19 protein-coding genes are annotated in these 17080 nt (G+C 46.2%); 13 read left to right on the top strand and 6 right to left on the bottom strand.

The window, feature by feature from the left end; all coding sequences use genetic code 11:
- Window positions 1-71: 71 nt before the first annotated feature.
- From QUA23_RS02745 to proC, 6 genes are all read left to right on the top strand, one after another.
- Window positions 72-1067 (top strand): CbiQ family ECF transporter T component, encoded by a 996-nt coding sequence (locus QUA23_RS02745; RefSeq protein WP_333073060.1) that lies wholly within the window; start codon window positions 72-74, stop codon window positions 1065-1067.
- A gap of 177 nt (window positions 1068-1244) precedes the next feature.
- Complete coding sequence (gene acpS / locus QUA23_RS02740) at window positions 1245-1703, top strand: holo-ACP synthase (protein ID WP_333073059.1); 459 nt, start codon at window positions 1245-1247, stop codon at window positions 1701-1703.
- A gap of 42 nt (window positions 1704-1745) precedes the next feature.
- Window positions 1746-2015 carry a transcriptional coactivator PipX gene (gene pipX / locus QUA23_RS02735; protein ID WP_333058020.1) on the top strand — a complete coding sequence of 90 codons (270 nt, stop codon included), beginning with the start codon at window positions 1746-1748 and terminating at the stop codon, window positions 2013-2015.
- 72 nt (window positions 2016-2087) lie between these two features.
- Window positions 2088-2753: a YggS family pyridoxal phosphate-dependent enzyme gene (locus tag QUA23_RS02730; RefSeq protein ID WP_333073057.1), complete on the top strand. Its 666-nt coding sequence runs from the start codon at window positions 2088-2090 to the stop codon at window positions 2751-2753.
- 117 nt (window positions 2754-2870) lie between these two features.
- The gene (locus tag QUA23_RS02725) at window positions 2871-3488 is read left to right on the top strand and encodes a cell division protein SepF (protein WP_333065646.1); all 618 of its coding nucleotides are present in this window, start codon (window positions 2871-2873) and stop codon (window positions 3486-3488) included.
- Between the two features lie 199 nt (window positions 3489-3687).
- A complete protein-coding gene (gene proC / locus QUA23_RS02720; RefSeq protein WP_333073056.1) occupies window positions 3688-4533 on the top strand; it encodes a pyrroline-5-carboxylate reductase in 846 nt (281 codons plus the stop codon).
- A gap of 36 nt (window positions 4534-4569) precedes the next feature.
- Here the strand turns inward: proC and QUA23_RS02715 are convergent, their stop codons facing one another.
- On the bottom strand, window positions 4570-6966 hold the full coding sequence (locus tag QUA23_RS02715) for a bifunctional serine/threonine-protein kinase/ABC transporter substrate-binding protein (protein WP_333093781.1): 2397 nt from the start codon (window positions 6964-6966) through the stop codon (window positions 4570-4572).
- A gap of 168 nt (window positions 6967-7134) precedes the next feature.
- Window positions 7135-9498 (bottom strand): bifunctional serine/threonine-protein kinase/ABC transporter substrate-binding protein, encoded by a 2364-nt coding sequence (locus tag QUA23_RS02710; protein WP_333073053.1) that lies wholly within the window; start codon window positions 9496-9498, stop codon window positions 7135-7137.
- Between the two features lie 177 nt (window positions 9499-9675).
- On the opposite strand from QUA23_RS02710, the gene QUA23_RS02705 reads away from it, so the two are divergent.
- A complete protein-coding gene (locus QUA23_RS02705) occupies window positions 9676-10461 on the top strand; it encodes a calcium-binding protein (protein WP_333073051.1) in 786 nt (261 codons plus the stop codon).
- A gap of 97 nt (window positions 10462-10558) precedes the next feature.
- Here the strand turns inward: QUA23_RS02705 and plsY are convergent, their stop codons facing one another.
- From plsY to QUA23_RS02685, 4 genes are all read right to left on the bottom strand, one after another.
- On the bottom strand, window positions 10559-11239 hold the full coding sequence (gene plsY / locus QUA23_RS02700; RefSeq protein WP_333073050.1) for a glycerol-3-phosphate 1-O-acyltransferase PlsY: 681 nt from the start codon (window positions 11237-11239) through the stop codon (window positions 10559-10561).
- A gap of 120 nt (window positions 11240-11359) precedes the next feature.
- Window positions 11360-12691 carry a DUF3086 domain-containing protein gene (locus QUA23_RS02695; RefSeq protein ID WP_333073049.1) on the bottom strand — a complete coding sequence of 444 codons (1332 nt, stop codon included), beginning with the start codon at window positions 12689-12691 and terminating at the stop codon, window positions 11360-11362.
- Between the two features lie 58 nt (window positions 12692-12749).
- Window positions 12750-13142, bottom strand: a complete 393-nt coding sequence (locus QUA23_RS02690; RefSeq protein ID WP_333073047.1) for a DUF3119 family protein — start codon at window positions 13140-13142, stop codon at window positions 12750-12752.
- A gap of 63 nt (window positions 13143-13205) precedes the next feature.
- Window positions 13206-14000, bottom strand: a complete 795-nt coding sequence (locus tag QUA23_RS02685) for an MlaE family lipid ABC transporter permease subunit (protein ID WP_333073159.1) — start codon at window positions 13998-14000, stop codon at window positions 13206-13208.
- Between the two features lie 185 nt (window positions 14001-14185).
- Here QUA23_RS02685 and QUA23_RS02680 point away from each other — a divergent pair, with 185 nt between their 5' ends.
- From QUA23_RS02680 to QUA23_RS02655, 6 genes are all read left to right on the top strand, one after another.
- The gene (locus QUA23_RS02680) at window positions 14186-14473 is read left to right on the top strand and encodes a hypothetical protein (protein WP_333073045.1); all 288 of its coding nucleotides are present in this window, start codon (window positions 14186-14188) and stop codon (window positions 14471-14473) included.
- Window positions 14474-14499: 26 nt separating this feature from the next.
- On the top strand, window positions 14500-14712 hold the full coding sequence (locus QUA23_RS02675; RefSeq protein ID WP_333073044.1) for a hypothetical protein: 213 nt from the start codon (window positions 14500-14502) through the stop codon (window positions 14710-14712).
- Window positions 14713-14726: 14 nt separating this feature from the next.
- Entirely contained in the window at window positions 14727-15170 is a 444-nt protein-coding gene (locus QUA23_RS02670) for an Hsp20/alpha crystallin family protein (RefSeq protein WP_333073042.1), read from the top strand.
- A gap of 276 nt (window positions 15171-15446) precedes the next feature.
- On the top strand, window positions 15447-15809 hold the full coding sequence (locus QUA23_RS02665; RefSeq protein ID WP_333073041.1) for a hypothetical protein: 363 nt from the start codon (window positions 15447-15449) through the stop codon (window positions 15807-15809).
- Window positions 15802-16239, top strand: a complete 438-nt coding sequence (locus QUA23_RS02660) for a hypothetical protein (RefSeq protein WP_333073040.1) — start codon at window positions 15802-15804, stop codon at window positions 16237-16239. Before QUA23_RS02665 ends, QUA23_RS02660 begins: the two co-directional genes overlap by 8 nt.
- Before the next feature lie 307 nt (window positions 16240-16546).
- Complete coding sequence (locus QUA23_RS02655) at window positions 16547-16948, top strand: fasciclin domain-containing protein (protein WP_194011615.1); 402 nt, start codon at window positions 16547-16549, stop codon at window positions 16946-16948.
- Window positions 16949-17080: the final 132 nt, after the last annotated feature.

The raw sequence follows: 17080 nt of genomic DNA, 5'->3' as shown, positions 1-17080 counted from the left end.
AACAACCCAACAATCAGACAATCCGAAATCAAACAACTTAAAATCTAAAATCTAAAATCTAAAATATCAAGATGGATTTACTTCGATCGCTCCCTATTGGACTCTACCTAGAACAACCTGTAACCTGGCTTCACCGGCTAGACTCCCGCGTAAAACTAGCCTGGTTGATGACATTTCTGATTGCGCCAATACTCGCCAATCCCATCTGGCGCTTGATGCTAGTAGGAATGTTAATCGTACTGACACTAACCGCAGCAATTCCCTTGCGGGTGTGGAAACAGCAAATGGGAATGCTGCTGCTATTCTGCATTTTAGTATTTTGCCTCAGCGCGATCGCCCCCGACGGACTCCCCTCAGAGCACCAGCCCCGCATCCCCGCCGACGAATTAACATTTTCCCAACAGCCCGCAACTCTTCCACCCCCGCCCCAACCAAAACCCTGGTACAAACCTTTTAATTTAGGCTCAAACTCCCCAATCCCCAATTCCAAAGCCCAAAGCCCAAATCAACTCCCGCAACCCACAAACTACCGTTACGTTTTATTCAAACAAGGCCCGATTAAAATCACCCGCAAATCCCTAGATTTAGCTATCAACGTCAGCACCCTATTTTTTACAGTAATTTACAGCACCAACCTCTACCTTCTCACCACAGCCAGCGAAGAAATCACCGCTGCTATAGAAAACTTAATGCAGCCGCTGCGCCGCTTGAACTGGCCTGTTACCGAAATAGCCTTAACATTAACTTTATCTTTGCGATTCATTCCCCTAGTATTGGAAGAAATACAAAATTTAGTGCGATCGGTCAGCACTAGAGCCATAAACTGGAAAAAACTAGGATTTCGCCGCGCCGCTCAAGTTTGGTTGATGATAGCCGAGCGGCTGTTAGAAAACTTGCTGCTGCGAGCTGAACAAATAGCCAGCGCCATGAAAGTTCGTGGCTTCACCAGTCCCGATCGACACCGTGTAGAATGGCACCAGTTGCAATTGAAAATCCGAGACTGGATCGCCCTCGGCTGCTTGCTCGTCCTCTGGAGCGCCCGCTTGGTTTGGGGTTGGGACAGTTAAGATTTTAGATTTTAGATTGATTGATTGATTGATTGATTGATTAGATTTGAGATTGAAGAATTGACAAGGACTGATTCGAGCGGGGTTTGGATCGCGGGCCTAAATTTGAGTAAGTTTTGTCTGGTGCGCGACAGTCCTGCTAAAGTAATGGAGAAAAATATTTAGAGAACCAAGACCTTGAACATCTATCTTGGGACAGATATCGTATATGTTCCGCGCATACAAGCCGCATTAGACCGGTTTGGCGATCGCTTCCTCGAAAAAGTTTACACGCCCGCCGAACAAAGGGATTGTAGGTCACTAAATTCTCAACACAGCAGCATTAAAGGTAAAATGAATCGAGTTTCCTGCAACCAACTAGCAGGGCGCTGGGCAGCAAAAGAAGCCGTTGTCAAAGCTCTAGGGACGGGATGGCGGGGAATACGGTATGCAGATGTGGAAATTCGGCGCTCCGAAAACGGTGCTCCCAACGTGCAACTCCACGGAACCGCAGCAGCAAAAGCCTCTGTTTGGGGAAATTGCCAGTGGCAATTGAGCCTCAGCCACGACGGAGACTATTGCACGGCTACGGTAATCGCTCTTTGTACCCCGCCGTCAAACAACGCCGTCGGGCGATCGAGCGAAACTAAAATCTAAAATCTAAATCTTTAATCTAAAATTGATCGATTGTGAGCGTGAATGACTACCGAAACTTACCTGAATCATCCAAACTTTGGCCTCCTCTTCAGGGTATCCCAGGTTGAAGACAGCCAAGAATTATTTACCACCCTATACGCCCAGCGCCTGTTTTTTTTGGTGACAAACGGCCCAGGCGGGCTGAGATTTGAACCAATCAGCCGCTCCGACGCTCGCCTCATGGTCGAAATTCGCCTGCGAACCCTGCGTCGCAGCGGTCAATATCACGAGTACGACCAATTGCAAACCATTCACCAGCGCACGTTTCAATAGCGAAAATCAGTAATTTGGTAATTGGTAACTGTCTTAATTTTCCTTCCTTCCCGTCAAGAGCGTTGAGCACCCATGACCATTGCCTCTCGAATTAACAGCATTCGCCAACACTTGCCACAATCAGTGCGGTTAATTGCCGTTACCAAACAGGTACCGACTGATGCTATCCGCGAAGCATACGACGCCGGTATCCGGGATTTTGGCGAGAGTAAGGTTCAAGAGGCTGCCGAAAAACAAAGCCAACTGCAAGATTTACCGGATATCAACTGGCACTTGATCGGCCACTTGCAAGCCAACAAAGCCGCCAAAGCCCTAGAGCATTTCCAGTGGATTCACTCTCTCGACAATTTAAAAATCGCTCAGCGACTTTCGCGCTTGGCGGGCGAACAGTCGAGCTCTCCCCAAGTCTGCCTGCAAGTCAAAATGTTGCCCGACCCGGACAAATACGGCTGGAGCGTTCCAGAACTGCTTGCCGACCTTCCAGAACTCAACAAATGTCAGCATATCAAAATTCAAGGTTTGATGACAATTCCTCCGCTGGGATTAGATGACTCGCAAATCCTAGAATTATTTAACAGCACCCGCGAACTTGCTGAGAAAATCCAGCAGCAAAACTTGCCCTGCATTCAAATGCAGCAGCTCTCGATGGGGATGTCGGGAGATTATCATTTGGCAATTCAAGCAGGTGCTACTATGGTACGGCTAGGACAAACCTTATTTGGCTCTAGGAGGGGATAAGTAATTGAAATCTTCTGATAAAGACAATTTGGGTTAAATATAGAATAGTCAGCTACCCGCGACTAACGCGCAACGCGAGTATAGTCGGGGCAGCAAAGTCGTGAAGGAGCGTGAATCATGAATATTTTTTCTAAACTGCGAGATTTTGTAGGCATCAACAATGAGCCTGAGTACGATGACGTGTACGACGAAACGGAAGGGGAGCGCTATCAGAACTTCTACCAAGCGCCTGAACCCAACGCCGCTGCCGTCGCAGCAGCCGAAGAAGAACGTCGTCAAAATCGTAGAATGCGAGAGCGGTCAGTAGTAGGATCGACAGGTATGGATGTCGTTGCACCAACCGGGGGAGTAGGGTCAGTAATGAATAACGTGATTGGAATGCCTGGAGCTATGAACGGGATTTCGGAAGTAGTAGTAATGGAGCCGCGCACTTTTGAAGAGATGCCGGCAGCAATTCGAGCCCTTAAGGAACGGAAGTCTGTTGTTTTGAACCTGACGGTGATGGACCCAGACCAAGCGCAAAGAGCTGTGGACTTTGTGGCGGGCGGTACTTATGCTCTTGACGGTCATCAAGAGCGAATTGGCGAAAGTATTTTCTTGTTTACGCCTAGCTGCGTGCAGGTGAGAACTCAGTCTGGTGTGGTTCACGAAGTGCCTCCTGCTCAAGGACGGCCCCGTGCTGCTGCTCCTGCACCGACAGTCTGGCCGGCAGAACAAGCTCCCATCGCTCAGTAGTTAGTAGTTAGTAGTCAGTTGACAGTGGTGAGTAGTCAGTAGTCAGTAGTCAGTAGTTAGTAATCAGTAGTCAATAGTTAACAACTAATAACTGTGGAATAAACACTGCGGATTAATAACATTAGCTAACAACTAAGTAACCAATGACAACTGACAACTGACAACTGACAACTGATAACTCAAAAGTGACAAGTGACTAATGACTAACATAAAATTTGGTACGATCGGCGGCGGGGTAATGGGAGAAGCTCTCTTATCCCGCTTAATTGCACAAAAAGTTTATTTGCCTTCAGAAATATTGGTGAGCGAGCCAGGGGTAAAGCGCCGCGAGTTTTTGACTAACAAATACGGGATTGGAACAACAGCCAGCAATCTAGAAGTTGCTGCCGCTACAGAAGTGCTGTTTTTGGCGATTAAACCGCAAGTTTTTGATACGGTAGCTTTGGAATTGGCCGTGGCAGGCGATCGCAAACAGGGAAATAATGGAGAAACGGCTAATTCCCAGCCAGAAGCGCTGGTAGTGTCGATTTTGGCAGGAGTGCCACTGAGCAAGCTCGAACCAGCCTTTCCGGGGCGGGGAGTGCTGCGGGTGATGCCGAATACTCCGGCGACGGTGGGGGCGGGAATGAGCGCGATCGCTCCGGGAAAACTCGTGCAACCGGCTGATTTAGAATTAGTAAAGCGCATCTTTCAGGCCGTAGGAGAAGTGGTAGAAGTACCTGAGAGTATGCTCGATGCGGTGACTGGGCTTTCGGGTTCCGGGCCTGGTTATGTAGCAATTTTGATAGAGGCCTTGACAGATGGGGGGGTTTGTGCTGGTTTGCCACGGGCGATCGCCTCTCAATTAGCTTTGCAAACAGTATTCGGTACAGCGAAACTGTTGCAAGAAACAGGAATGCACCCAGCAGAATTGAAAGATCGAGTTACAAGTCCCGGTGGTACAACTATTGCCGGAATTGCTAAATTAGAGAGTAACGGCTTTCGTTCGGCACTGATCGAAGCAGTGAAAGCAGCTTCTTTGCGTTCTCAAGAATTAGGGAAATAAGTCAGGAAAGACGCACAGAAACAATCAAAAATGACTTCAATCGCACTTTAAACCTGCCGCTTTTGCTGTCGGATACTTGACGGGAACAAAAGCTACACCGAATTGTTCTTTTCGACACTTGACAATATGCACCAATTCGCTGGGGGGATTTTTGCGATCGCCATTCTTTCCAAACTGAATAGTTCCTGTTCCTCCTTCCACAATAAAATTCGGAAGAGAAAGCGTTTTCTGCATTCCTTCGCGGCTGGGCTGCTGCTGCATTTCCATTGCCTTAATCAGTGCAATAGTTGCATCGTAAGCTAAGGCGGTATCGGTATTTACCGTTCCTCCCCACAACTTTTTAGCCTGTTGAGGAAATTTTTTATTAACACTGCTTAAGGGATGCCAGGGGACAGACACGATTAGTTTTTCAAAAGATTTTAACTGGGATGCTGCTTCTAAAGTTCTCCACTTGTAGAGTACCCAAATTCCGGCTATCAAATTGCGATCGCGGTTGGCTTTAACCATTGCGATCGCGTTATTTAAGGAATTGGTAATTTGACCGTCTGGAGATAACACGATCGCTGTTTCTCCTGTTCGCTGGATTTCCTTTAAAGCTGTTTGGGCGTTAAATTCATTTTTCGATAAATCGAAGTCGCGAGTTCTGACTATTTTTCCTTTTTTGTCATCTTGAAACTGCCTTTTGAATGCTTGTGTAAAATAAGAACCCGACGAACTGCCGGGATTGTATAAAACTGTTGCTTGATTTTTACCTACTGACCGCAGATACTTTGCTAAACTTTGAGCTGCAAACCGACTCGAATAGGATGTGCGAAAGAAAATTTTTCGATGCTTTTCTGTCAGTTCTTCCGTTGTGCTTCCCGGAGAAATCAGCACTAGGTTATTTTTGTCATAAATATTTATCGCTGATAGAGTAATTTCGCTGGCATAGTGACCTACTACCCCTAAAATATCCGGCTGTTTAACCAGTGCATTTGCTGTTTTAATGGCCTCTGTTTTGAGATTCGCATCGTCAGCAATGATGACTCTCAGTCCTTTTTCGTTAATAGCTTTGGCGTCGAGAAAGCTTTGACCGGGAAAGCTTTTATTCCTCTCATTAGCAGCGCTTAATCCTAAATTAACTTGTGTTTGGGCTTGGGCAACGCCGCGCAAAATTTCTTTTGCCGAATCTGCATTAATTACAGAACCATCCTGAGTTCTCAGGATGGGAACGGCAACAGCCATTGTGTAATAATCAGCATTTTTAGCCTTGAGCAAAGCATTGTTCATGTAAATTAAAGTTTCGGGATCGATGCTGTCTTCTTCGTTCCAGGATTTTTTGAATAAATCAAAAGCAGATTGATAATTAGATTTGGCAAATTCCTCAACTCCCTTTTGCTTTAACCGAGGCGAAGAAGTTTTGACGAGGATTTCTTCGCCGCAACTCAAAGCATCTCCCTGCATTAAAGGACAAGTTTTAGGTGTAATTGTGCGTAAAAAAATAGGGGCTGCCAGTCCCGCAGTCATTCCCGCAACTGCCAATGGTAACAAACCAAAGATCGAGCGAGAAAACAGCCTGCGTTTCGGCGGTGGTGAGTGCAACGCTGTTAGCGATCGCAAATCCTGCAACACTTCAGCAACAGATTGGTAGCGATCGTTAAAGTGGTAGCGCACCATCTTATTTAAAACTTTTTTTAGCTTGTCGCTAATTTGTACCATCGGGCGATCGTCAGTTGAGTAGTGCCAGACGAGTTCCCCAGTTTTTTTATCATTAAAAAAGTCTTCAATATCTAACCCTGCGAGCGCTTGAATGCCGATGATTCCCGCAGCATAGATATCGCTGTTAAATCGGGGCTGATTTTTCCACTGTTCGGCCGGCATATAACCCTCTGTACCGATGACGCGAGTTTGAGTTATTTGACCGTTCTCGATCGCCAAAGTGCCGATCGCTTTTACTGCCCCAAAGTCAATTAACACAATTTTGCCGTCAAGCTTGCGCCGGATTAAGTTTGACGGTTTAATATCTCGGTGAATAATACCTTGAGAGTGTACGCACTCTAAAACTGACAAAATGTCCAGCAATAAATCAATAACTGCTGACTCCTGAAACTGTCTGCCTGAAACGAGTTCTTTGTTGAGCGGATTTCCGTCGATGTATTCTTGAATTAAGTAAAATTTTCCATTTTCCAGAAAGCGATCGATTAACTGGGGAATATGCGGACACTTATCGAGATACTTCAGGGTTTTAGCTTCTTTTTCAAATTGCTGTTGTGCTTCCTCCAACAGCCGCCCATCATTAGATTGAGGCGGCGGAATTTCCTTGACGACGCACAGGGGATTTTCAGGGCTGCCCAAAGCGTCGTTAGCCGTATAGGTTTTAGCAAACCCTCCCTCACCTAATTTAGCGATAATTCGGTAGCGATCGCGCAGAATATCCCCTGGCTTCAGACACATAAATTCTCCGATTCCCCGACTGGCTGCACTCGTTGACGTTGATTTTACCATCGGGCGGGAACGGGTTTATATAGTTTACTCACGAGTATGTAACGCCGCCCTCTGGCGCTTCATGTACCGCGAGCGAGGGCGGCTAACGCAAGAAAATTGAATCAATCAGAAACGAGTTCAATCGCACTTTAAACCGGCCGCTGCCGCTGTCGGGTACTTGACGGGAACAAAAGCGAGGCCGAACCGCTCTTTTGGACACTCTACAATATGTACTAGATCGCTGGGATGATTTTTCCTATCGCCATTTTCCGGCGAGTTAAACTGAATGGTTCCTGTTGCTCCCCAAGCCCTAAAATCAGGAGATGAAAGCGTTCTTTGCATTCCTTCGCGACTGGGTTCCTGCTGCATTTCCAATGCCTTTATGAGTGCGCGCGCTGCATCGTAACCTGAAGCTATACGAGTATTTCCCTCTTCTCCCCACAGCGATCGAGCCTGTTGAGGAAATTCTTTGTTGGGGCTGTTTAAGGGATGCCAGCCGACAGAAAGAATTAGTTTATTAAACAAGCTTTTCGGTTGCCCAGATACAAATTCTAACATTTGCGGACACATCAGCATCCATGCCCCGGCAATCCAATTGCGATCGGCGTTAAGTTTTATTATCTCAAATGCGCTGTTTAAGGCTCCTGTAACATGAGGGTCTGGAACTAACACGATCGCAGTTTCTGCGTTCGCCTGGATTTCCTCGATCGCTCTTTGGGCGTTGAAGTCTGTTTGAAATAAATCAAAATCGCGAATGCAGACTATTTCCCCTCCTTTGCGGTCTCGAAAATACGTTGTGTACTCTTCCTTAAAAGATGCGCTAAATGGGCTTTCCTGATTGTATAAAATTGCTGCTTGTGTTTGATTCTGTGCGAGGAGGTAGTCCGCTAAATCTCTAGCGATTAAACTGGTCGTATATTGAGTCCGAAAGAAAAATTTTTTAGGCTCATCTGTCAGCTCTTCCGTGGCTGCACCCGGAGACATCAAAACCAGATTATTGTTATTGTAAATATCTACAGCGTACATCGTCATCTCGCTGCTAGCGTGACCGACAACTGCTAAAATATCCGGTTGATTTACCAGTGAGATTGCTCTTTGTCTTGCCCTTGTTTTATCGTTCCCATCGTCAGCAATAATTACTTTAAGTCCTTTGCCGTTAATGGCTTGACTTGGTAAAAAACCTCGACCGGTAAAGTCCCGATCGCTAGCATTGGACAGTCCCAAATTAACTTCTGTTTGCGCTTGAGCCACTCCGCGCAGAAATTCTTTTGCCTGAGCACCAAGCAGAGCAAAACTGTCCGGCTTTCTCCCACAAATGGGAAGGGCTACAGCAATTGTGTAATAAGGAGCGTTGCTGACCTCCAGAAAAGCATTGTTCAGGTAAACTAAAGTTTCTGGATCTTTGCCGTATTCTTTATGCCACGATTGTTTGAATAAATTAAAAGCTTGCTCTGAATTTGAAGCTGCAAATTTTTCAACTCCTCTTTGCTTTAACCGAGGACGAGAACTGGTAAAGAGAATTCTTTCTCCCGCACTTAAATTATCTGGGAGGACTAAACGAGGGTTTGAGTCCACAGGTGTCCTGCTGTCACTGGCGATCGAATATTCCACTCCCACCTGCGTCGCAGTCTCAATCGGCGCTGAGGGCGATACCACCACCGATCGCAAATCCTTTAACACTTCAGCAGCGGATTGATAGCGATCGTTAAAGTGGTAGCGCACCATCTTATTTAAAACTTTTTCCAGCTTGTCGCTAATTTGTACCATCGGGCGATCGTGAGTTGAGTAGTGCCAGACGAGTTCTCCAGTTTTTTTATGATTAAAAAAGTCTGGAATATCTAAACCTGCGATCGCTTGAATGCCGATGATTCCCACAGCATAGATATCGCTGTTAAATCTTGGCTGATTTTTCCACTGTTCGGCCGGCATATAACCCTCTGTACCGATGACGCGAGTTTGAGTTATTTGACCGCCCTGAATCGCCAAATTGCTAATACCTTTGACTGCCCCAAAGTCAATCACCGCAATTTTGCCGGAGCGGTTGCACCGGATTAAGTTTGACGGTTTAATATCGCGGTGAATAATATGTTTTTTGTGGACGCAATCTAAAACTTCTAAAATATCCTGCAATAAATCAATAACTTCTGATTCCCTAAACTGCCTGCCTGAACCGATCTCGTTGTTCAGCGGATTTCCTGCAATATATTCTTGAATTAAGTAAAATCTTCCCTGTTCTTGAAAGTGCTCGATTAACCTGGGAATGCGCGAGCACTGTTCCAGAGATATCAGGGATTCAGCTTCTGTTTCAAATTGCACCTGTGCCCTGTGCAAAACATCGGGATCTTTCGATGGAGGAGGCCCAATTTCCTTGACGACGCACAGGGGATTTTCGGGGCTGCCCAAAGCGTCGTTAGCCGTATAGGTTCTGGCAAATCCTCCCTCACCTAATTGACCGATAATTTGGTAGCGATCGCGCAGAATATCCCCTGGATTCAGACACATAAATTGTTCTATTCCCTCGACTCGCTGCACCCGTTGGTGTTGATTTTACCACAAATATGACTTTTAGGAACTCAAAGTTATGACTTTTATGAACTCAAAGTTATGAATTTATGAATTGACTTTGAAAACTGCTTATTTAATCATGTTGACATCTGAGATTTTACGCGGAAATTTTTTATGGCTTTAAAACCCGATCCGTCAGAACAGCGGCGATTAATTGGCGACAATACATCCGAAGTCGTTACTTTGTCGATCGCAGATGCAACTAATTTTCCTTTGGGAGGTTGGATGCTCGGAGGTGACGATCTAGTCACCGGCTCAACAGCTAATGATTTGATATTTGGCAATGAAGGGGAAGATCTTATCAGCGGGGAGTTGGGCAACGATTCTTTATTTGGGGGAAAAGGAATAGATCTACTTGATGGAAATGAGGGAAATGACTCTCTCAGCGGCGGTCAAGATGCAGATTTGCTTGCGGGTGATGCGGGAAACGATATTCTCTTGGGCGGTAGAGGCAATGATTTCTTAGCCAGCGGTAACGGAAATGACACTCTGGTGGGAGGTTTGGGTCGCGACTTTTTAGCCGCCTTGAATGAAAATAATTCAATCAAAATCGGGGGCAGCAACTTGTACGTCCTCCAAGCAGAACCCGGAGTTACAGATGTCAATAATGCCGATGCTATTGCCGGTTTCAGAGTAGGTGCCGATCGAATTGGATTGGCAGGCGGTTTGACTGCTAGCGATGTAGACTTGCAATACGTGACAAACGTGACACTCTTATTGGGGTTTGATGCACCAGAAAGTTTCAATCAAGTTTTCGCGCCAGGTGTATTCGATCCTCAACCGATACAGAGTCAAGGCACTCTAATTAAAGTTAGGAATTCCGGCGACATAGTAGGCTTTGTGGCAAATGTAAGTGTGGCTGAGATTCAAGGGAGTATTATCTCTACTCAGGGATTCTAAGCTGTAGAATGCGCTGCAAAGCCTCCTCCAAAAGCTTAAATCGAAGATTGGACAGAGAAATGGTAATCTGCAACCAGGAGTACAACAATATTACCGATCAATCGCTCGCTGCTGTTTCTAATTTCTCTCCAATCCTGGGTTCCGTACCATTCAACAGTCGCTGAATATTGCTCCGGTGCCGCACAATTACAAATACACCGCCCGCAATTCCAAACAATACATAAGCCAGCGGCTGATGTAAAGCAAACATCAATCCAGCAACGCTAATTGCCCCGATAATCGAACTTAAAGAAACAATTCGCGATACCGCAAATACTATCCCGAAAATTCCGAAAGTTCCCAAACCAACTGGCCAATACAAACCAAGCAAAACTCCCAAACTCGTCGCCACCGATTTACCGCCAGTAAACCCCAGCCAGATTGATTTGCTGTGGCCCAAAACAGCAGAGAAACCCGCCAAAGTTGCCATCCAAGGGATGACAGTTGCAGTATTTTCTAAACCTGCGACGGTTGCTAGCTGCTGGGTAAAACTGAGAGAATAAATGTAGCGGATTAGGACGATCGCGCTTACCCCCTTCAACACGTCAACCAGCAACACCCCCAACCCCGGCCACTTCCCCAAAGTCCTCAGTACGTTAGTCGCACCCGTCGAACCCGAACCAACCTGTCGAATATCAATTCCCAGCATCCATTTCCCCAAGGCGTACCCCGTCGGAATCGAACCCAGCAGATAAGCTGCTATTAGCAGTGCGCCATTTAAAATTATCCAGCTAGCCATTTTTTACTTTGAGATTTCGTGTACTTTTAAAATTTGCCACCTTTCCCCTAGCATAATTGCTAATTACTAATTAGCAATTAGCAATTAGCAATTAGCAATTACCAATTACCAATTAGCCAATCAAAAATCCTTAGCAGCCATTAAAGTTTGCGGATCGGCAGCAAATGCCAGCCATAGCGGGAATTGCAGGATTGACAAACTAATTAAATCCTCAGTTTCATCAATGACAATTAGTGGCAATTTGCCATCTTTCACCAGTCGATCGGCTTTTTGAGCCAAAGCTTCCGCAGACTCAAACATAATAATCCCCCGTTCTGGGCCAAAATCGCTGCGAGTAATGCCCAAACAGTCCTGCAAACCCCGGCGCCACTCTCCCAAACGTTCGGGACTGTTGGCGAGCACCAAAGTCCGCACCCGTCCACCGTAGACGCTTCTGAGTACAGAAATAATAGTGGAAGTAATCAAGATATTTTGCAAGCGCGAACCCATAGTCCGCAAAGCACCCCTTCCTCCTTGGGTGAAAAACCAGTTAGAAACTCGTTCTGCGTGGATGGGTTCAAAAGTGCGGCGAAGTTGCCAAGGCGGGCCGTAGTAGTCGGGGACAGTGCGGTATTGATCGAGGGTGCGGCGAATTTGTTTGGCTTGTTCTTGAAATCCCTGTTCGGCAAATTTGGGATTTACTGGTGCTGAGGATTGAGACTCCTCAGCAGGAATTTGCTTGGGTGTCTCTTGCGCCGGTGGCGTCAAATCTAAGAGTTCGGCGGTAGCGGCCAAATCCTGCAAACTGCCTACTAGATAGTCTTTGAAACCCTGGACTCGAATTGCCAAATCTTGGGAAACGCCGGCAAAAGTGGTTCGCATTTCCTTTTGAATTCGATCGCGCCGGCGTTCGAGTTTTTCTACTTCGATTTGTAGCGCTTGTTTGCGCTGATCTAATTGAATCAAGCCGTCTTGTACCAAACGCCCGATCGATGCTTGAGCCTGGCCCAACGCTTCTATAGCATTGGCTTTGTCGGCTTCCAAGGCGGCAATTTTTTCTGTCAAAGCTTGTTCTTGCTGCTGCAATTCTTTGACTCTCTCTGCCAACTGTTCGGTAACATTTTCTGGGATGGGCGTTACCGTTTCTGCGGTTACTGTTGGCTGGGAGTCTGTTGGAGGCTCGATTTGAGCGATCGGACTTTCTGATTCGCCATCGTCGGTGTTGGGCGGAATTTGGGCCATTGCGCCTGCTTCGTCCACGAATTGGGCGATTTCGGCATCTTCCTCGCCCAGCGGCGGGTCTGTTTCTGGCGGGAGTTGGGCTGCCAGTTCATTTTGGTCGAGCCACAAATCCTCTGTTTGAGATGGAAGCTGGTACTCCGTCTCATTCACGGGTAAATCGACTTCGCCGTCACCGCTTGGGGCGGCTGGTTGTGATTGCGGTTCTTGGGTTGGAGATTCGTCTGAATTCATGGGAAATTTTGTTCGGCGTGGGCATGGAAAAGTTAAAAATTTAAAATTAACAACTTTTTTAGTCTTGACGGGGACAGCGCTGTTCTAAGCAGGTCTGTAGCATTTTACGATCGAACAGAACCGGCAGAAAGTGAATGCTGTTAATTTCTTTGAAATAAAACAAAATCGGCACAGGGGGCCAAAATATCCGCCAATTTTGCCATTCTCGGTAAGGAAAGCGGCGGATTAAGTTGGACTTTCGATAAATATCCAAATCTGTTGGGGTAAATTGCAGCCGGAGGGTGGCGGCTTGGTACATCAGAAACAAGCCGAACACAGAAAGCGGCAAACTCACCCACTTCTGAACAAACAGCAGGGGTACGGCCGCCAGTACCAAGACTAGGGGAATCGCATAACTCGGAGCGAGTTCGATCGTACTTGTCGGCGCAGTCGAAGAGGCAGTGGTATTCACGGGTTTAAATCAAGGGTAGTAAAGGAATGTTGCCGATTATTCATATTTTATATGTTTCCTAGCTTACAAGCCTTTGAGTACGCTAGAGCCCGTCCCCTGAAACATCAGCCAAGTCAGGAAAAAGTTCACAATAAAAATAGCCAGTAAAGCCGTCACCACCGCCGTAGTAGTCGATTGACCGACGCCTTTTGCCCCGCCGGTGGTGGTCAAACCCCAGCTAGTGCCGATTACAGCAATCAAGCCACCGAATACAAAAGCCTTAATTGCGGCGCTGCAAATATCCCACAGACTCAGGAAATTGCGGACTGATTCTAAAAACACGCTTTGAGAGATGCCGTACATTGTCGTAGCAATCAGCAGTCCGCCGACGATGCCGGTGACGAGACACATGATGGTTAAAATTGGCAGCATCAAGCAGCAAGCAAGGACGCGGGGAATTACTAAATAGTCTATCGGGTCTGTTCTGAGCATCAGCAGGGCATCTATCTGTTCTGTTACCTGCATCGTGCCGATTTCCGCTGCAAAAGCCGAACCTACCCGTCCCGTCACGATGACGGCTGTTAAGACGGGGCCGAGCTCGCGAGTCAAAGACAAAGCTAAAACGCCACCGACGACATTGCCAGCACCGAGGTTAATAAACTCCCTCGCTACCTGAATAGTAAATACCATGCCGACAAAACCCGCAGTCAGCAAAGCAATCAGCAGAGATTCCGGGCCGACTGCTGCCATTTGGTCGATCGTGTTGCGGCGGTGAATTTTGCCCTTCAGCAAGTGCAGCATGACTTGGCCGCCCAATAAAATTGCTGCCAGCAACCGCTGACTCCACAAACTGAGGCTCGATGGTGTAGTTGTGCTCAAGGGATTTCGAGTGTAGAACAACTGCCAAAAATGAAATCTATCTACAAATCTTAAACAACTTTCTTCTCTAAGATTTAAGATTTTTGACATAATTGGCCGCTGAGGGCGATCGCTGCCTATCGTAGAAAAGGACAAGTTTTGTTTGCTTGTACCTTTCGGCAGTTTAGCTGAATTTACTGACTCTTATGAGCATTTTCCCCAATTTTCTTCGCTCTCTACTGCTGACCAGCCTGTTGAGCTTTGTCGCCCCCTTATTGTTAATCGGTGCGGGATTGACTAGCTTTTCGCTGATCGGCTTCGTCCCTGCTCTCCAAGGAGTTGGTCGTTCTGGAGAAGACCTGATTTTGCAGTTCTTAGCTACTTTCGGCAGCGGCTGTCCCCTCCAGGGTTTTTTCGTGATCGGCCTAACTTTTGGTTTGGTGGGTGCTTTGTTTGATACCTACGCTTCTTATCAGCATTCGCGGTGGAGTTAATCGAAACTTCGATTTGAGATTCTTAGATGGGAATTCCTGGCTCGAATCTAAAATCTAAAATTGCTGGGTTCGAGTTGGCTCGGATACCCGCACCGGGGATGGTTTTACAATACCGATCGCGAATGTTCGGAAATGCGATCGCCCTTTTTGCGGAAAACCGACTCCCCCTATTTCTGGAGCTGGAATATATTAAATACAGGTTGAGTCAAGTGTTTCTCAACCATCAAAACTTCAGATAGTCGAGGTATTAGTTATGGCACTTATTCGTTGGGAACCTTTGCGGGAAATGGACTCCTTGCAACGAGAAATGAATCGGTTGTTTGATAGCTTGTCACCGACAACAGATCGCGCATCTAACGGTGTTGCTTTTCTACCCGCCGCCGAACTCGATGAAACTCCCGAAGCCATCCACCTTAAGTTAGAAGTTCCGGGCATGGAAGCTAAGGATTTGGACGTACAAGTAACCGCAGAAGCTGTTGCTATCAGTGGCGAACGCCGTCAGGAAACTCAGACTGAAGATAAAGGCATGACTCGCTCTGAGTTCCGTTACGGTTCGTTCCGCCGGGTGATTCCCCTACCCGCACGGGTTCAAAATGACAGCGTACAAGCTGAGTACAAAAATGGAGTTTTGCACCTGAATTTGCCCAAAGCGGAAGCAGAAAAGAACCGCGTGGTGAAAGTGCAAATCGGCGGCTAATAATTGTTTGCTAGTTTAGTTAGTTTTATTTAATGAGTAGGGGGGCGCAAAGCACCCCCTATTTGTTTTGGGAATTGATAATTGGTCATTGGGAATTGAAAATTGGGCCGAAAAGCATTGGCCATTGCGAATTTTAGGAATGATTCTTCCTTTATCCTTTATCCTTCTTCCTTCTTCCATCCATTTATCCGTTACATCCGTTACCTCTTCAGAAAGCGAATCCGTTGCCGAACTTCCTTTTTCCGATTCTGCACCTGTGCTAAACCCGAAGAGGCAATGGTTGGTGAGGAGACTTGCGTGCCGAGTCAGGGATTTGGAGGAAATGGAATTGCATCTGAGTTTGGAGACTTAACCGGAATGACTCGCCAAGAAGTCAATGATTTTTTGCGCGGATTGGGTGCAGAAATCAGAACTACTAGAGAGGGTTATGTTGAATATAAATTTTTTGATAAGTCAACAGTAATGATCCGTCCTAACGGTGAAGTGATGAGAACGCCTGCACCGAAATATGGCTCGGATGGAATAAATATCAACAAAGGTTTGCGTCTCGACAGAGATGGTAATTTATTGCGGACGAAAGACGAATTTGGTAATTTAATTCCAGGTACTCACAATACGGGAAAAAAATTAAATGAGTGATTGGAAGGATGACTATAACTTGCTTGGATTGGGTGGCTTTACATCTTTAATCACAAAAGTCAACGTATCTTTATGGGGAAACGAAGTATTAATTGAATGCGTCTACAATCCCGAAGAAAGATTGCCTTATATCCTGGCATTCAAAGACTGTCGCGATATCAGTTGGACTGTACACGATGAAGGGGCAGTTGGCGAACTGGAAGCTGAATTCTTCGGAATTTCATTGGGCGAGCCGGAACACCGCAAGCCTGCGGTGATTACTACAGATATTTTTGAAATTTCAATTTTGTACGGCAGTTTTAGCATTCACAAGGGAGAAAACCTAAATGCTGAAGTAGAAGATTTAGAAACAGAGGATTGGGGTATCACAATCGCCAGCAGTATTGTACCAATTGTAAACCCCCCCGCGGTTAAATTGCCAAGCGGTTAGTAATATTATATCTGGTAAAATAACTATTATAGTCCTGGACGCACTCCGACTCCTCGAAACTGGGTTTTTTACCTAATCTACGGGTTTTAACGAAGTATTTTCGTAATAAACCCGGTTTCTGGACCCCCATGCGTAAGTCCTATATTATTAGGTTTGTAGTGAGGACTGAAGTCCTCATCAAAAATGTGAGGATTGAAGTCCTGACTACAAAATAATTACCAATTTTTCAAAAAAGACAGTAGGTATTGTTGCCCGCCTCAGTTTACGATACTTAATAGAACTTTTTTCCCAGATGAGGTAAAACACAATGCCTGATATTGTTGATATTGCCGTAGGTGCGGGTTCGTTCCAAACCCTCGTAACAGCCGTGCAAGTAGCTAATTTAGTAGACGCGCTCAAAAGTCCGGGTCCTTTTACTGTCTTTGCACCCACGGACGATGCTTTTGCGAAATTGCCACCGGGAACTATCACCACCCTAGTGCAGAACGTTCCCCAACTGAGTAGGATTTTGATGTTTCATGTCGTCTCCGGCAAGTTTATGAAAGCTGATTTGGCCAAACTCGGTTTTGTTACTTCCTTGGAAGGTTCGCCGATTAAAATTGATTGTTCAGACGGTTTTGAGGTGAAAAATGCTACAGTTGTCGCTGCAGATATCGAAGCTGATAACGGTGTGATCCATGTGATCGATAACGTAATTTTAATGGGATAATTTCGCCGTTTAATCTCGCTGCGGGAGCCAAGCAGGTGCTTTGCGGTGCCGCTTTGCTCCCGATCGCGCCCTTGTTTTTTTATTGGTAGAAGGTAATTTCAATATAAAAAAGTTGTTTTTTCGGCGGATGTA

The sequence above is a fragment of the Microcoleus sp. Pol1C5 genome (assembly GCF_036701115.1).
Classification (GTDB): domain Bacteria; phylum Cyanobacteriota; class Cyanobacteriia; order Cyanobacteriales; family Microcoleaceae; genus Microcoleus.
This window is presented reverse-complemented; position numbering and strand designations above follow the sequence as displayed.

Bases quoted from the DNA above. Each gene is read 5' to 3' on its own strand.
- QUA23_RS02715 (WP_333093781.1), bottom strand. From the start codon at position 6,966: ATGTGTCTGAAGCCAGGGGATATTCTGCGCGATCGCTACCGAATTATC.
- QUA23_RS02665 (WP_333073041.1), top strand. From the start codon at position 15,447: ATGGTTGGTGAGGAGACTTGCGTGCCGAGTCAGGGATTTGGAGGAAAT.
- QUA23_RS02705 (WP_333073051.1), top strand. From the start codon at position 9,676: ATGGCTTTAAAACCCGATCCGTCAGAACAGCGGCGATTAATTGGCGAC.
- plsY (WP_333073050.1), bottom strand. From the start codon at position 11,239: ATGGCTAGCTGGATAATTTTAAATGGCGCACTGCTAATAGCAGCTTAT.
- QUA23_RS02670 (WP_333073042.1), top strand. From the start codon at position 14,727: ATGGCACTTATTCGTTGGGAACCTTTGCGGGAAATGGACTCCTTGCAA.
- QUA23_RS02680 (WP_333073045.1), top strand. From the start codon at position 14,186: ATGAGCATTTTCCCCAATTTTCTTCGCTCTCTACTGCTGACCAGCCTG.
- pipX (WP_333058020.1), top strand. From the start codon at position 1,746: ATGACTACCGAAACTTACCTGAATCATCCAAACTTTGGCCTCCTCTTC.
- QUA23_RS02710 (WP_333073053.1), bottom strand. From the start codon at position 9,498: ATGTGTCTGAATCCAGGGGATATTCTGCGCGATCGCTACCAAATTATC.
- proC (WP_333073056.1), top strand. From the start codon at position 3,688: ATGACTAACATAAAATTTGGTACGATCGGCGGCGGGGTAATGGGAGAA.
- QUA23_RS02660 (WP_333073040.1), top strand. From the start codon at position 15,802: ATGAGTGATTGGAAGGATGACTATAACTTGCTTGGATTGGGTGGCTTT.
- QUA23_RS02675 (WP_333073044.1), top strand. From the start codon at position 14,500: ATGGGAATTCCTGGCTCGAATCTAAAATCTAAAATTGCTGGGTTCGAG.
- QUA23_RS02655 (WP_194011615.1), top strand. From the start codon at position 16,547: ATGCCTGATATTGTTGATATTGCCGTAGGTGCGGGTTCGTTCCAAACC.
- QUA23_RS02730 (WP_333073057.1), top strand. From the start codon at position 2,088: ATGACCATTGCCTCTCGAATTAACAGCATTCGCCAACACTTGCCACAA.
- QUA23_RS02745 (WP_333073060.1), top strand. From the start codon at position 72: ATGGATTTACTTCGATCGCTCCCTATTGGACTCTACCTAGAACAACCT.
- QUA23_RS02695 (WP_333073049.1), bottom strand. From the start codon at position 12,691: ATGAATTCAGACGAATCTCCAACCCAAGAACCGCAATCACAACCAGCC.
- QUA23_RS02725 (WP_333065646.1), top strand. From the start codon at position 2,871: ATGAATATTTTTTCTAAACTGCGAGATTTTGTAGGCATCAACAATGAG.